This window comes from Tenuifilum sp. 4138str, assembly GCF_041102575.1.
GTDB lineage: Bacteria > Bacteroidota > Bacteroidia > Bacteroidales > Tenuifilaceae > Tenuifilum > Tenuifilum osseticum.
In genome coordinates, this window is sequence record NZ_JBGCUE010000002.1 from 276,274 (window position 1) to 290,657 (window position 14,384).

Consider the following 14,384-nt stretch of genomic DNA (forward strand, 5'->3'; position numbering starts at 1 on the left):
TGAAACTTGCTACAGGTTTTGATTTTCTTCGGATACAATCATATTGCAATCATATTCCTCGCTTTGAATAATATCTGACAACATAGTACTTTTCATGAAGTCAAGTATTTTACTGTTTAAATTTGACCACACCTTGCGAGCTTTACAGCATGAGCTCAGCTGACAAGAACTTGGATTGTTCAGGCATTCCTGTAGATCATCGTTTGCATTAAATGCTCTTTCAATATCCAAAAGCGAAATTTCATTTGCTGGCCTAGCTAAAAAGTAGCCCGACTTTAAAGAGGGCCTTACTATAAGCTTTGCCACTTTAAGGGAATTAATAATGTGGTCGAGGTACTTAAATGAAATTTTTTGTCGTAACGCAATGTCCTTTTGGAACACACCCTTACAGTCATTCCCGTTGTTCAAAGCAATATCAATCATTACCCGTAAACCATATCTTACTTTTGTGTTAAATCGCATTGCTCATAATTTTTAATATTCAATACAAATTTAATATTTATTGACTCGTCAATTGTTATTAGTCCATTAAATCGTTTTGGAGGAGAAAGTCCTAAAGTTTTCCAGTTAATTTCAGTATTTCCAATAATACTCCTTTGGTCAGTGGTGGTTTTAATTTCTGGCCGGATAACTTTTGTTATTTTTTTCCCGGCAATAATAACTTCTACAGGTGTTAATACATAATTTTTCAAATTCTTGTTAGGGAATCTTATTTCAATTTGAGGGTAAATATTGGCTCTAAGCATTTTTTGAAAGTCCGATTCTATCATTTCAAAATTTGCTTTAAAGTTCTCAAGGGGAACTTTTAAACTGAAAGCCTCCTCAAAAGGATCAAAATATAATACCCAATTCGATAATTCAGCCTTTAACCTAAACCCTGAAATATTTGTGTTACCACTTATAGATATGTAACCATCGCAAATTGTACCATGATTTAAAGGGGGTTGTGTATATGCTGAAAAGCAAGCAATGACAAAAAAGCAAAAAAAGATTAAAAGCCTATGCCGTAGTAAGTTAATAATATGTGATAGAGTATTCATAATTACTACGACATAGGCAGTTATTACCGTAAAGCTAATTAAAAGCTGACTGTAGCCTCAAACATTATCCCATTAAAACCGGCATCGGCACCATAAACTCCAGTAAACTCTTTGTAATTCTGTTTTACATACTCAAGTTTAACCAAAGTTGACTTTAGAATAGCCCAACCAGCACCAAGCTGTATTCTATCAACAGTTTGATCAACGCTTGCTGAATTGGCAGCATCCTTATTACCCTTTACCACATTGTAACGTGCACCTACAAAGAAATTTTCATCCTTACCAAACCGGTAAAGCAACTCTGCAGCAATTTGATTGAACTTAAATTCCTTAGCACTAGGATATAATCCCTTTGCATTCTCATAGGTACCAAAGAACTCAAAACCATAAACCCTACTAAACAGGTTTAGCATGTATGAGTTAGTTTTGGTAGCTGCACCAGGTGAGAAATATGTATTTAAATGATTTGATTTGATATCAGCAGCAGTAGCACCGTTTTTGGCAAGATTCATTACCAGGTAATACCTTGAACCTGCCCTATCGCCGCCGTAAAGCGTATTTCTGTGGTTGCTTTCAGGCATATGGTAACCCGAAAGAGTTAAGCGAGCTCTAATTTTCTCAGAAAAGTTCTTATCGTACCCGGCTTTCCAGTAAAATCCTAACTCCTTGTGTGCATCGTAGGCTGTAAAATTTCCCCCGGAATAAAGGGTTAAATCCTGACGAAGCTGGCCGGTTGAGGTAGCTGCCATTAGTAGTATCCCGTTGTTACGGTACATTACTTCAAGAGCTGGCGCTGTGGTAAATGCATCCATAATATAGTTTCCAACAAAGGGATTATTAATTACCTTACCATTGTCCGATCTACGGAAATGGGCATCCCCGTAGTTAATCTCCATGTCACCAACCCAAATTGTTAGCTTATCCATTACTTGATCAACAATTTCAGAGTGAAGAAATGGAAGCTCATCGAACATTAAGTAACCTCCCTTAACCCAAGCCTCATTATGGTGACGCGACGACAGGTAGGTTTGCAAGTTCAGCACAACCCCTTGAGCTAGCTCTACATCAAGGTTAAAGTTTGCTGTTGGTAGGTTAAAACCTGTCCCAAGAGGAATCAATAAACTATCGGCGTGATGCTTTATTGACTGGTACTGAAGGGCAAAATCACCACCTACTTTTACCTTGATTTTTTCAAAATCTTCGCCTTTTACTTGTGGCGACTCAAACTGGGCATAAGAATAGCTTAACCCAAAAAGTGCAAGAAGAGTAATTAATGTTCTTTTCATACTTGATTAATTTAGTTTGTTGTTGTTTTTATTGATTTGTAGAAAGTTCAAAGCTGAATCTAACTAACACATCCTTTCCGGTTTTTAATGCGCCAAACATGGCAGTGGGGGGGTCAACTCCATACTGAGTCATATCAATCCTATAATCGCCTTTAACCTCCAGCATATTGTTGCTTTTTACTACCCCAGCAATAGGTATTTCAACCTGTCGCTTTTTGCCTGCAATTTCAAGCATTCCCATAATTTTGCCCTTAAATGCACCCTTTTCAAGGGCTAGCTTTGACTGCGTGGCGATAAACTTTACAAAGGGAAACTGTTTGCCCTTTAATGCATCAAATGTCTTGCTATCCATTATGGAGTTATCGCTGGTTATGCTTTTTACTGGAATTGTTAATTCTATTGAGTGAATTACCAATTCATTGGCATTAATCTCAATTTGTTGAACCGATTGCACACTTTCCACTTTCATCTCCCAATCATGCAACGACGAAGTCCCTGCAATTTTTATGGAAGATTTATTCACACTCCACATTGTAATGTGAAGAGTCATACCTGCGGCTAAAACCGAGTAGAACAGCAGAACTAATATGGAAAACTTTTTGCTCATAGGTGTATTTTTTTAAACTACTTATACTATCATTTTAGTAGTTTAACGCAATTTTATGAAATAAGTTTTACTTTTTACCTCAAATTGATTTATATCAATCTAAAAGGGATGAATATGCAGCTTAGCCAATCAAAATTTTACCCTAACCATACACTTCACCTCGCTACGGGTATTCCCCATAATAAGGTCAGGGCCTGACCCTATAGTTGCCGAACCGGGGTAGTAGGTTTGAGCATATCGTAGCCAGAAATCAACACCCTTTGAGGGTGAGTATTTAAGCATCGCCATAATTCTGGTTCCGTTAGAGTAGTAGGCTGGAACCGTAAAGGAGTAAAGCAAATCGCTCTCGTACGAGTAAAGGCGGGTATTCCATGATTCTGTATCGAAAATGGCAAAGCGTAACCTGATGCTCAGCGGTGTTTTTTGCAGGTTAATGTTTATATCCTGAGCTAGCAGGTATCCATATTCACCACCGGAAAGGCTATCGGTTCTATAGTTCGAGATCTCCAGGGTTGACCTCAGGTTTACCAAAGGGTTTGGCTGATAGGTAAGTTGAGTACGGAAACCTTGTCGGGTTTGGGTTAGTGTTGATGCTATCGGAATATTATCACCAGTCATATTTTTCTCATCCTGCTTGTAACGGAAACGAAAACTTACCTGAAAATATGCATTTAGCGAGTGTTCCGAAAGGAAAAGAAAATCTCTCCCTGCCGAAGGCGAGTAAACCCCATAGCGCATCCATGGGAATTGGTAAAGGTCAATATAGCCCGATATTTTCCATCCTTTTGCGGCTAGCAATCTTAACCCCATCAGTAATCCCTTTTCATTGGTAGCACCTGAGCCCTCAGCAAGGGCAGCAGTGTAACGGGGGTTAAAGGTTGTGCTATAGTTCCTCCCTAAAACCGAAAGATGCACTCGGTTACTTAGCTTCAACTGCCCACCGGCAAGGACTGCCATTTTCTGCGAGAAAATATTGATAGCAATCTCACCAAAAAACAGATGCTGACGGTAGTAGTAATCGGCATTTATTCCCATAGCAAGTTTCTCGGTAGAGGCAGGCGTTAGGCTGTAAATGGGTTGACTGTTTAGGTTTTCACCATAAATTCTGCTGTAAACAGCAGTTGTGCCAAGCTTTAGCTTATTAAAGGTTAGGGTTATATTACTGCCGGTTACCAGTTCTGGAATATTTCGTCGGCTTGCAATTTCCGAAGCCGTTCGGTGGTAACCGGTTTCTGGCAACGATGAAAATGCCATTTCGTCAATGCTCATGGTGTCCGCAAGGCTGGCATCAATTTTTTGGTATGAAGTTAGTAGGCTAAAATCGATATTCTTGAGGTTTAAAGTGATGCCTGCACCCCTCAAAAAAAGCGATTCGTAAGCTGAGGAATGCGGCACAATCCCCCTGCCCCGCTTATGTAGCCCCATTACGTTCGCCGATTTTCCGAAGGTTAAACTATTCCAAAATGTAAGCCCTTGTCCAAATTCAGCACGGAAATCACCAACCACAAGGCGTTTAACTTTCCCAACATCCGAAACCATTGCGTAGCCTGCAAGGTAATCGAAACCGGAAGGAAAGGTTCCGTCGAGGAGTGGCTCACCGGCATCGTTCTCGGCTGTAACCCCAAGTTGCAACCGGTTTGCCCTGTAACGGTAACGGGTGTAAATTGCATGCTTGCTCCCTAAGTAACTGCTCGCACCGCCATAATCGCTCCTATAGCCAACTGGGGTTTGGAGGGTTGTCTTGAAACGAGTGAAAATATCGTGCCTCCCCTGAGTAAAATCGGTAGACTTCAATGGTTTTATAACCTCGCCAGCCACAACAAACGGAGCAAGCCGCTCAACATCAGTCAGGTCGAATCCCTGAACTAACTGCAATTCGTAAACACTAAGTATTTTGCCAGTGGAATCGCGGTAGCTTAGCAAGCTCTCAATCTGAAAATCGGTAAGGAAAAATAGCTTTTGCAAATCGGACTTACGTGCGGCATTTAGGTTCAAAGGACTCTCAGCAAGTTGGAGTAAATCCTCAACTAGCTCCGAATAATCCTGTTCAGTATCGGAGTTGGCAGCCATCTCCTCAAGGATATCGGCTACAACCTGTTGCGGGTCGGTTACCAGCTGAGCATTGCTTACCAATGCCACAAAAACAAAAAGGGATAGCAAAAGGTGTTTCGCCTTCATTGGGCTTTATTATCTTTTTTGCCAAACAAATAGGCAACCGATAGGCTTGGTGTAAAACCAAGTTGCTGATGGTGGCTTAAGCTAAAGTCGATATCAAAGCCTTTAATGGGTAACCCTACTCCAGCGGTAATCCCCTCAGGGCTTGCTGCTGAGTAACCTAATCGCAAAGCCGTTCGTTCCATTACCCTATACTCAAGTCCAAACCGAAAGGTGGGTGCGCGTTGGGTGTCGTCGTCAATTTGAAATGCAAGCAAAATATTTTGTGAGGGCAAATAGGTTACGCCTAAGCCCATTAGAGTGGGCAAATCGCCTAAATCGTCGAAGGTTGAGCCCGTGGGATTAAAAACGTAAAAGCCAAAGGTTAGCTTGGAGGTTGGCATATAATGAACTCCACCCTCAACAGTAAAAGCGGTGGCATTGCGGTAATCGGCAGGTAGTTGCATACGAGTAAAGGCAAGCCCTACCCCAGCAGCAAAACGTTTCCCCAGAAACATTCCATACCCCAAGCCAGCCCTACTTGTACTAAACCCGCTAAATCCCAAATGTGAAATATCAACACCAAAAGTACCAGGTTTTACAGGGATTGCAACCCCCAGCATGCTTAGGCCAAGTTCTGAAAGCATAAACCGATTCTCGTGGTGGGCTCCAACCCAAAACTGGCGCTGGTACGCTAACGATGCCTGATTGGTAAAACCATCCCAATTGCCTTGCATGGAGAGCGAACAGTTTCCCATAGCAGCCGCCGCTCCGGAAACAGGCCTGATATCAGTTTGACTATAAACCGATAGGGATTGAAATAGTAAAAGTAGTACTATACTAAGCTGCCGAAATAATTCCATAAATCCGGTTTATACCACAAGTTAAAAAGAAATTGAAAAACATGCAATTGGAATGTAAAAAGGTATGTGCAGCGGAAAAGCTTATTGATGTTGATTGTTGCAACTGTTCGAAAAAAGGAGTTAACTTTGCACTTTATTTTAATTTGATAAACCATGAAACAGGTCAAGCTAAAAGATAAGGAGTTCCGGTTAAGCTATCCCGAGGCAGAAATTCAGAACGATATCGACTTGGTAGCATCAAAAATCAACCACGATTTTGCCAAGAGTGGCGAAGTTCCATTTTTTGTTAGCGTGCTTAATGGTTCCTTTATGTTCACAGCCGACCTGTTAAAACGGATTACAGTACCCTGTGAGGTATCGTTTGTAAAACTTGCCTCGTACCAGGGCACCTCATCAACCGGTAAGGTAAATGAGCTAATAGGCTTAAACGAAAATGTAACCGGCAGGACCCTTGTTGTTCTGGAGGATATTGTTGATACTGGCATTACTTTAAGTAAGCTATACGAAGAGCTCCGCAAGCTTAACCCAAAAGAGATAAGGGTAGCCACTCTGCTCTTTAAGCCTGAAGCCTATAAGGGCAATATTAAACTCGATTACATAGGCCGTAGCATACCCAACGATTTTATAGTAGGCTATGGTCTCGATTACGACGGACTTGGTAGAAACCTTCCAGATATTTACACTCTAATTTAGAAAATGACAGCCTAAACAATTGCCCACCTGCATTTTCAGATGGGTTTTTGTTTTTAGTTAAGGATTGATATTTATCAAAATCGGCTAAATAAACCAACACCCAAAGCAAAAAAAGGTAACTTTGAAATCCGTTGAGCAGTTCGTAAAATATGGATTCATTAGTCAATAGCCATTTTATTATACCCTTTCTTATCTCCATGTTTCTGTCCATCAACATGGGGGGTAGTGGAACAGGGCCAGCATTTTCAATTGCCTTTGGAGCAAACGTACTAAAAAAGACCTCGGTACCAGCCCTGTTTGGGCTAATGGTATTTTTAGGGGCAATAATTGCAGGCAAGGCAACCTCAGCAACGGTGGGTAAGGGACTTGTTAACCCTGAGCTTATGAACTACGCCCAGGTGTCAATCATTCTTTTTGCGGTTTCCATTTCGCTACTTGTGGCAAACCTTTTTGGGATTCCACAATCAACAAGCCAATCAACAGTACTAGCTGTGATAGCTCCAGGCATTTACTTCCATGAGCTTAATTCCCGCAAGGTGTTTTTTGAAGTTATTCCCACATGGTTTATCCTGCCCATTATTGCATTCATCTTAAGTCTAATAATTGGCAAGTACATTTACACCCCATTGCGGAGAAGGGGGTATACTATATCGAGCCGGATAAATGACCATTACATGCTGCGTTGGGCAATAATTTTTGCCTCGCTTTACGTGGCCTTTTCCATTGGTGCCAACAACGTGGCAAATGCCAGTGGGCCCTTAACCTCAATGACCATGAACGAGCTGGGCTTGGGGAATCAGGGCGGAAGGCTGCTTATCCTTATCATGATTATGTCAACCATGATAGTTGCCCCGAGCTTTGGCATAGGCAGTTCGCTATTTGGTGAGAAAATCCTCAGGAATACAGGAAAAGAGCTCTTCCTGTTTGGGCGAATTGAGGCAGTAATAATTGCTATTATATCTGCAAGCCTTTTGCTTGCAGCCTCGCTCTTTAAGGGCATACCCACATCGCTGGTTCAGCTCAATGTTGGGGCAATACTGGGTATTGGCGTTGCCCGCCTTGGACCTCGAAATATCTTTAGAAAAACAGCCGTTCGTAAGTTTTTCCTGATGTGGCTTATTGCACCAATTATTGCTTTCCTTATTTCGTGGTACCTTACCTTCCTAGCCGATAAGTACGGATACCTATAACCTAAGTACGTTAAGTTAAAAATTCAACCGGGCTTATTTCTAGAGGAATGAGGTGGAATATAGGGAATATGAAGAAGTTAGAAGAAGTTAGAGGAAGTTTTTTTGCCCGTTAAACGTGAACCGTTAAACGTTAAAAAGTTAAACATGTAGTGGGAATAAGGCGGAATAGATGGAATATGAGGAAGTTAGAGGAAGTTAGAGGGATTGTAAAAAGTGAAAAGTGAAATCCAACAAGGATGAGCAGAGATATTCAAAATGATTAGGAATTGTACAATGGAAGAGAATTTAATGCATTAAACCGAAATAGGGAAATGGTAACGTTTTTTAATTGTATAGTGTGTTTCAATTTTACTAATCTCGTATCAATGTCGTTTAGTTAAGGTTATTTGACATGTTGCGCGCAAGCGAAACATTACGCTGTCGTTCTGAGTCCCGATTTATAGGGATATAGACTTCGCCGAAGCATCTCATTGCTCTTTTTTCTTCAATCCTTTGAAGAGATCCCTCGACTTTGCTCGGGATGACAAAAACCCTATCTTCCTTTCTGCTCCCTTGTCATGCTGAGCTAGCCGAAGCATCGCTTTACCTTTAACCCTTTAATTCTTATTGTTTTTTTGGAAAACGCTTTTTGCTGTGCTTTTCTGTTGCGATGCAAAGCTTCACCCTTGCTCTTTGGAAAATGCACTGCGTGCATCGCTATACATGTAGGAATAATCAGGGTGTTACAAATATTACGCCCCTACAGGGCTGGAAGCGTTGTTCGTTGTTCTTGAAACTATTGTCATGTTGAGCGCAAGCGAAACATCTCAATGGGTCGATTAGAGATCCTTCGCTCCCCGCTAGTGCGGGACAGGCCGCTCAGGATGAAAGGCATGAATATTTTTGTTAACTAAACGACATTGAATCTCGTACAAGCAAAAATAGCGTACCCTATTGGTACGCTATATGTTGGTGTTAAACGAGTATCCTACTCAAAAATCCCACGCATCCTTTCAAAGAATGAGCCTCCCTCATCGGGGTTGGGGGTAAAACTTGGCGATTTTGCAAATTTCTCAAAAATTGCCCTTTCCTCCCGGGTAAGGTTTTTGGGTATGTAAACATTAACCGCCACAAGCAAATCGCCGCGCTGGTAGCTGTTCACCTCAGGTAAACCCTTACCCCTTAAGCGGAGAATTTTCCCGGGTTGGGTGCCGGGCTCTATTTTAATCTTTACTTTTCCATCAACAGTAGGAATTTCAGCCGGTGCACCAAGAACGGCGTCGGGAATACTTATGTTAAGGTTGTAAATTAGGTCGTTACCGTCGCGCACCAGGTTAGGGTGTTTTTCCTCCTCAATCATTACAAGCAAATCGCCAGGTACTCCACCACGGCGGGCAGCATTACCCTTGCCCTGAACGTTGAGCTGCATACCCTCGGCAACACCAGCAGGTATTTTAACGGTTATTACTTCGTCCTCGCGAACCACCCCTTCGCCATTACATGCAACGCACTTGTTGGTTATTACCTTACCTTCGCCATTACAGGTTGGGCATGGCGAAGTGGTTTGCATCTGCCCTAGCAGGGTATTAGTTACACGGGTTACATACCCTGAACCGCGGCAGGTAGAGCATGTACTATACGATGAACCTCCTGCCGCACCGGTACCTCCGCATGATTGGCACGATACGTACTTGTTTACCTTAATCTTTTTCTCAACCCCGTTAGCAATATCGCTTAACGACAGCTTAACTTTAACCCGTAGATCGGTACCGCGGTTTGTGCGTCGCGATGAACGTCCGCCACCGAAGCCACCAAACCCACCAAAACTGCCAAAATGGCCGCCAAAAATATCGCCGAACTGGGCAAAAATATCCTCAATGGTCCAGTCGTGCGAGAAACCACCACCGCCAGCACCGTTACCCATACCTGCATGGCCAAACTGGTCGTAACGGGCACGCTTGTTATCGTCGCTAAGAACCTCGTAGGCTTCCGCAGCCTCTTTGAACTTTTCCTCGGCATTCTTATCGCCCGGATTCTTATCGGGGTGGTATTTGAGTGCCATTTTGCGGTATGCCTTTTTTATTTCATCCTTGCTGGCATTCCGCGGCACACCTAATATTTCGTAGTAATCGCGCTTGGTTGTCATACCCTACCAATTTTACTCTCCAACCACTACCTTTGAGAAGCGCATTACCTTTTCGTGCAGCATGTAACCCTTTTGAATCACATCAACTATTTTGCCCTTCTGGGCATCGTCCTGCACCGGAATTTTGGTAATGGCCTCATGCAAATCGGTGTCGAGCTCTTTGCCAATAGCATCAATCTCTTTAACGCCTTTTGCCTTAAGGAAATCGTTGAACTTATTTACAATTAATGATATGCCTTCCTTAACCGCATTAATATCGTTAGCCGTTTCAATGGCCTTAAGGGCTCTGTCTAGGTCATCGATAACCGGAAGCAGGTCCTTGAGAACTTCCTCCGACGCAAATTTTATCAATTCAGCTTTCTCCTTGAGCGTTCGCTTACGGTAGTTATCAAACTCGGCAGTAAGGCGTAAATACTTGTCCTTCATCTCCTCCAACTGGGTAGTAAGCTCAGCAACCTTGTCTTCATTGGCCTGACTGGCCTCGGTTTGTTGAGCATCTCCTTGAGGAGCTTGTGTATTACTATCGGTTACGTTACTTTCGGTACTGGTTGTTTGCTGGTTTACCTGCTCTTGCTCAATATCCTCCTTTTTGTGTTTCTTGCTCATATATGATGATTTTTTTACGTTTCACACTAATTCCCAACCTTATATTCAAAATCTATTCCAGCTGTTGGTGTCGGTCAAATTGACATAGAATTATCAAAAATTGATGTCATTAATAACTTCTTCAAGCTAAGCAGCATGACAAAATTGTAATGCTTCCCCGTTTATGGAAATGCTTAACCCATATAAGCTCATTATAACCATTCCGACCCTTTGCTTGATTCGGTTCGGCTATTTTGCCCTTAGCTTAATATCTTTCACCCGAAGCTGCAGGGTGATATTGCCTTTGTAATTATTTTCATGTATTGCAAAGCAAGCGTCAAATGGCTGGCCATAGTGTATTGGTTTATAGTACTCAGCCATCTGAAATGCAATTGCATCGAACTTTTGGGTACTACCTTCCTGAACCAGGGTTAGCTTGAGGTGCTCCTTCTCGCTGCCAACCAGTCGGGCTTCGCCGTTATCGTACACATTTTCAGCCATGAATACTGGCGACATGTTTCCCGGCCCAAAGGGCTGGAACTGCTTTAACAAGTTGAAAAACCTCTCTGTAATATCATCGAGCCTAATGCGGGCGTCAATATCAATTTGTGGTGAGAGCATTTCGGGGGTTATGGTCTTGCTCACATGCTCCTCGAACCGCCTTTTAAACTCCTCAACCCTATCAACCTTCATGGTAAGGCCTGCAGCGTACATGTGACCACCAAAGTTTTCGAGTAAGTCCGAACATGCCTCAATGGCCTGGTACAGGTCATAGCCCTGAACCGATCGTGCGGAGCCGGTTGCCAAATCGCCCGATTGGGTTAGAATAATGGTAGGACGATAGTAGGTTTCAATTAAACGTGAGGCTACAATGCCCACCACGCCCTTGTGCCACGATGGGTTAAAAAGCACGGTAGAGTAGCTGTGCTGCAACCGCTTGTCCTGCGCAATCATCCTTAGCGCTTCGTGGGTAATGGAGCGGTCAACATGCTTTCGGTCGTTGTTACACGAGTCAATTAGTGCGCCAACCTCAAAAGCTGAACTGTCGTCCGATGCGCAAAGCAGGTCAACAGCCGTTTTACCGGACTCCATGCGGCCTGCCGCATTAATCCGAGGGCCTATGCGGAACACTATATCGTCAATAGCAATCCTTTGGTTCTCAATGCCAGCTATTTTGATTATCGATTTTAGTCCTCGGCTTGGATTGGTGTTTAGCTTTTCCAGCCCGTAAAAGGCTAATACCCTATTCTCATCCACTATAGGCACAATATCGGAGGCAATACTTACTGCAAGTAAATCGAGATGTTGATATAGTTCTTCCTCAGAGATCCCCTCCTTTTTGCAGTAACCCTGTAGCAGCTTAAATCCTACCCCACAACCCGAAAGCTCCTTAAACGGGTACTTGCAATCGGAGCGTTTGGGATCGAGCACGGCTACTGCATCGGGAATTCGTTCGCCAGGTAAGTGGTGGTCACAGATGATAAAATCGATATTGCGAAGCTTAGCATACTTAACCTTTTCCACCGCCTTTATTCCACAGTCCAGGGCAATAATGAGCGAGTAACCATTCTCAAAGGCAAAATCGATACCTTTGAACGAGATTCCGTATCCCTCATTGTACCTATCGGGAATGTAGTAACCAATTTTTGAGTACCTCTTGCGGAAAAAAGAGTACATTAGGGCAACGGCGGTAGTGCCGTCAACGTCGTAATCGCCGTAAAACAGTATTGATTCACCTCTACGAATAGCCTGCTCAATACGCTCAACCGCCTCGGCCATATCCTTCATCAGGAATGGGTCGTACAGGTCGGCAAGCGATGGCCTGAAAAAGCGTTTAGCTTTTTCAAAGGTATCAACACCACGCTGAACCAGTAGCGAAGCAATAGTTTCGGTAACGTTTATTTGCTTAGCAAGGGAACTTACCAATACAGGATCGCCCGGATCCTTTAGAACCCATCGTTTTTCCATTTCTGCATGTTTTAAAAGTTAAACAGTACCTACGCGGTTACATGCGAAATGAAACCGATGAGTAAAGTGGTTAAGGAGTTTAGCCTTAACCTCTTCCATATCAAGCTGGCGGTTAAGTTCCACCTGCATGGAGGTTACCCCCTTATCAATAAACCCGCAAGGGTTTATGTAGCGGAAGTAGTCCAAGTTGGTGTTTACGTTAAAAGCTAAGCCGTGCATGGTTACAAATCGGCTTGCCCTAACACCAATAGCGCAGATTTTGCGTTCGCGACCCTTTACGCCAGGGTCGAGCCAAACGCCGGTTGCTCCTTCGAGCCTATCGGCTACAATACCATACTCCTGAAGGCAATCGATTACTACCTGCTCCAGCAGGTGAATGTACGATTTCAATGTTAATCCAAATGCCTCCAGGTTAAATATGGGGTAGGCAACAATTTGTCCGGGGCCATGATAGGTTATATCGCCCCCTCGGTTGATGTGGTAGAACGATGCATTAATTCTTTTAAGCATCTCTTCGGGGATCAGCAGGTTGGCGTTCTCGCCACTTTTGCCAAGGGTATAAACATGCGGATGTTCGCAAAATAGCAAGTAGTGCAACTTGCCATCGCCGTTCAGCTTACGTTTGGTTACCTCGTCAAATAGTTTTTCCTGATAATCCCATGCCTCCTTGTAATCAACCGTTCCAAGATCATGAAACTTTACGTTTTGCATTATATATTGTTTTTCCTATTTGCATAGCAAGTCAACCCATTAAGGTTGATTACTTACAACACCCCTTAACCAGGTGTTGTGCCTTATCGGCGTGGTACGATGAACGCACCAGTGGGCCGCTTTCGGCAAATTCAAACCCCTTAGCTAGGGCAATCTGCTTATACTCTTCAAACTCCTCGGGGGTAACATAGCGTTGAACGGGTAAATTTGTGGGGCGTGGTTGCAAGTACTGGCCAATGGTAACCATTTTGCATCCCATAGCAAGCAAATCGTCAAGGGTTTGAATTACCTCATCGCGGGTTTCACCCAAACCGAGCATTATACCTGATTTTGCCCTAAAACCGCGCTTAGCAATGTGCTCCAGCACTTTCAAGCTCCGCCTGTAGCTTGCCTTTGTTCTAACAAGCGGGGTAAGGCGCTCCACGGTTTCAAGGTTATGACCTACTACATCGGGTTCCGATTCCAGGAAAAGGTCAATAAGTTCAGGCCTACCGTCAAAATCGGGTATTAAAACCTCTATGGTGGTGTTGGGGTTAACCCTTCGAATCTCCATAACAGTACTGCGCCAATGTCCAGCTCCATGGTCGGGCAAATCGTCGCGGTCAACCGATGTAATTACGCAGTAACTAAGACCCATTAGGCTTACCGTACGGGCAACCTTAGTGGGTTCATTAGGATCGGGAGGAAGCGGTTTTCCGGTTGCAGTAGCACAAAATTTACACGAACGGGTACATATATCGCCTAGGATCATTAAAGTTGCAACCCCATTCCCCCAGCACTCGCCAATATTCGGGCACATTCCACTGCTGCAAATTGTATGCAACCCATGTTTCTTAACAATGGAATTCACCTGGGCATACCCTTCGCCTCCGGGTAACTTTATCTTTAGCCATTCCGGCTTCCGTTCATTTCCCATCCCAAAAAATTTTTACAAAATAACTAAAAAAAATGCTCTTAAACGATTATTTAGTCATAAAAGTGATTGGTTAACAGTGAGTGGTTTGAAAAGGTTCGTAACTTGTTAGACGTTAAACGAAAGTATTCAGAAAATGAATATGTTAGAGGAATTTAAATTTTGAACCGTGTGACGTGAACCGTGAACCGTTAAACGAGAATAAAATACAGTAGGAGATGGGGTTATAGGGAGTTAGATGAAGTTAAA

At 43.1% G+C, this 14,384-nt stretch carries 13 protein-coding genes; 2 read left to right on the plus strand and 11 right to left on the minus strand.

Going from position 1 to position 14,384, the window contains the following annotated elements; translation table 11 throughout:
• Positions 1-9: 9 nt before the first annotated feature.
• The 6 genes from AB6811_RS03075 to AB6811_RS03100 all read right to left on the minus strand — a co-directional run bounded on the left by AB6811_RS03075 (position 10) and on the right by AB6811_RS03100 (position 5,950).
• Positions 10-462 (minus strand): RrF2 family transcriptional regulator, encoded by a 453-nt coding sequence (locus AB6811_RS03075; RefSeq protein WP_369488936.1) that lies wholly within the window; start codon positions 460-462, stop codon positions 10-12.
• The gene (locus tag AB6811_RS03080) at positions 441-1,040 is read right to left on the minus strand and encodes a hypothetical protein (RefSeq protein WP_369488938.1); all 600 of its coding nucleotides are present in this window, start codon (positions 1,038-1,040) and stop codon (positions 441-443) included. The genes AB6811_RS03075 and AB6811_RS03080 overlap by 22 nt, the downstream gene beginning before the upstream one ends.
• Before the next feature lie 38 nt (positions 1,041-1,078).
• Positions 1,079-2,326 carry a hypothetical protein gene (locus tag AB6811_RS03085; protein WP_369488940.1) on the minus strand — a complete coding sequence of 416 codons (1,248 nt, stop codon included), beginning with the start codon at positions 2,324-2,326 and terminating at the stop codon, positions 1,079-1,081.
• A 28-nt stretch (positions 2,327-2,354) separates the two neighbouring features.
• Complete coding sequence (locus AB6811_RS03090) at positions 2,355-2,933, minus strand: YceI family protein (protein WP_369488942.1); 579 nt, start codon at positions 2,931-2,933, stop codon at positions 2,355-2,357.
• Positions 2,934-3,062: 129 nt separating this feature from the next.
• Positions 3,063-5,111, minus strand: coding sequence for a helix-hairpin-helix domain-containing protein (locus tag AB6811_RS03095; RefSeq protein ID WP_369488944.1), 2,049 nt, complete (start codon positions 5,109-5,111; stop codon positions 3,063-3,065).
• A complete protein-coding gene (locus AB6811_RS03100) occupies positions 5,108-5,950 on the minus strand; it encodes a PorV/PorQ family protein (RefSeq protein ID WP_369488946.1) in 843 nt (280 codons plus the stop codon). Before AB6811_RS03100 ends, AB6811_RS03095 begins: the two co-directional genes overlap by 4 nt.
• Before the next feature lie 153 nt (positions 5,951-6,103).
• Between AB6811_RS03100 and hpt the strand changes: the two genes are divergently transcribed.
• Entirely contained in the window at positions 6,104-6,643 is a 540-nt protein-coding gene (gene hpt / locus AB6811_RS03105; RefSeq protein WP_369488948.1) for a hypoxanthine phosphoribosyltransferase, read from the plus strand.
• 149 nt (positions 6,644-6,792) lie between these two features.
• A complete protein-coding gene (locus AB6811_RS03110; protein WP_369488950.1) occupies positions 6,793-7,833 on the plus strand; it encodes an inorganic phosphate transporter in 1,041 nt (346 codons plus the stop codon).
• 967 nt (positions 7,834-8,800) lie between these two features.
• Here AB6811_RS03110 and dnaJ read toward each other — a convergent pair.
• From dnaJ to lipA, 5 genes are all read right to left on the minus strand, one after another.
• Positions 8,801-9,958, minus strand: coding sequence for a molecular chaperone DnaJ (gene dnaJ / locus AB6811_RS03115; protein ID WP_369488952.1), 1,158 nt, complete (start codon positions 9,956-9,958; stop codon positions 8,801-8,803).
• 12 nt (positions 9,959-9,970) lie between these two features.
• Positions 9,971-10,564 carry a nucleotide exchange factor GrpE gene (grpE, locus tag AB6811_RS03120; RefSeq protein WP_369488954.1) on the minus strand — a complete coding sequence of 198 codons (594 nt, stop codon included), beginning with the start codon at positions 10,562-10,564 and terminating at the stop codon, positions 9,971-9,973.
• A 228-nt stretch (positions 10,565-10,792) separates the two neighbouring features.
• Positions 10,793-12,511, minus strand: coding sequence for a single-stranded-DNA-specific exonuclease RecJ (gene recJ, locus AB6811_RS03125; RefSeq protein ID WP_369488956.1), 1,719 nt, complete (start codon positions 12,509-12,511; stop codon positions 10,793-10,795).
• 18 nt (positions 12,512-12,529) lie between these two features.
• Entirely contained in the window at positions 12,530-13,222 is a 693-nt protein-coding gene (lipB, locus tag AB6811_RS03130) for a lipoyl(octanoyl) transferase LipB (protein WP_369488958.1), read from the minus strand.
• Positions 13,223-13,271: 49 nt separating this feature from the next.
• Positions 13,272-14,138: a lipoyl synthase gene (gene lipA, locus AB6811_RS03135; RefSeq protein WP_369488960.1), complete on the minus strand. Its 867-nt coding sequence runs from the start codon at positions 14,136-14,138 to the stop codon at positions 13,272-13,274.
• Between the last annotated feature and the right edge of the window lie 246 nt (positions 14,139-14,384).

Excerpts from the sequence above, each read along its gene's own strand:
- AB6811_RS03080 (WP_369488938.1), bottom strand. The coding sequence starts at position 1,040 with ATGAATACTCTATCACATATTATTAACTTACTACGGCATAGGCTTTTA.
- recJ (WP_369488956.1), bottom strand. The coding sequence starts at position 12,511 with ATGGAAAAACGATGGGTTCTAAAGGATCCGGGCGATCCTGTATTGGTA.
- AB6811_RS03100 (WP_369488946.1), bottom strand. The coding sequence starts at position 5,950 with ATGGAATTATTTCGGCAGCTTAGTATAGTACTACTTTTACTATTTCAA.
- AB6811_RS03075 (WP_369488936.1), bottom strand. The coding sequence starts at position 462 with ATGCGATTTAACACAAAAGTAAGATATGGTTTACGGGTAATGATTGAT.
- lipB (WP_369488958.1), bottom strand. The coding sequence starts at position 13,222 with ATGCAAAACGTAAAGTTTCATGATCTTGGAACGGTTGATTACAAGGAG.
- grpE (WP_369488954.1), bottom strand. The coding sequence starts at position 10,564 with ATGAGCAAGAAACACAAAAAGGAGGATATTGAGCAAGAGCAGGTAAAC.
- AB6811_RS03110 (WP_369488950.1), top strand. The coding sequence starts at position 6,793 with ATGGATTCATTAGTCAATAGCCATTTTATTATACCCTTTCTTATCTCC.
- AB6811_RS03090 (WP_369488942.1), bottom strand. The coding sequence starts at position 2,933 with ATGAGCAAAAAGTTTTCCATATTAGTTCTGCTGTTCTACTCGGTTTTA.
- hpt (WP_369488948.1), top strand. The coding sequence starts at position 6,104 with ATGAAACAGGTCAAGCTAAAAGATAAGGAGTTCCGGTTAAGCTATCCC.
- lipA (WP_369488960.1), bottom strand. The coding sequence starts at position 14,138 with ATGGGAAATGAACGGAAGCCGGAATGGCTAAAGATAAAGTTACCCGGA.
- AB6811_RS03095 (WP_369488944.1), bottom strand. The coding sequence starts at position 5,111 with ATGAAGGCGAAACACCTTTTGCTATCCCTTTTTGTTTTTGTGGCATTG.
- dnaJ (WP_369488952.1), bottom strand. The coding sequence starts at position 9,958 with ATGACAACCAAGCGCGATTACTACGAAATATTAGGTGTGCCGCGGAAT.
- AB6811_RS03085 (WP_369488940.1), bottom strand. The coding sequence starts at position 2,326 with ATGAAAAGAACATTAATTACTCTTCTTGCACTTTTTGGGTTAAGCTAT.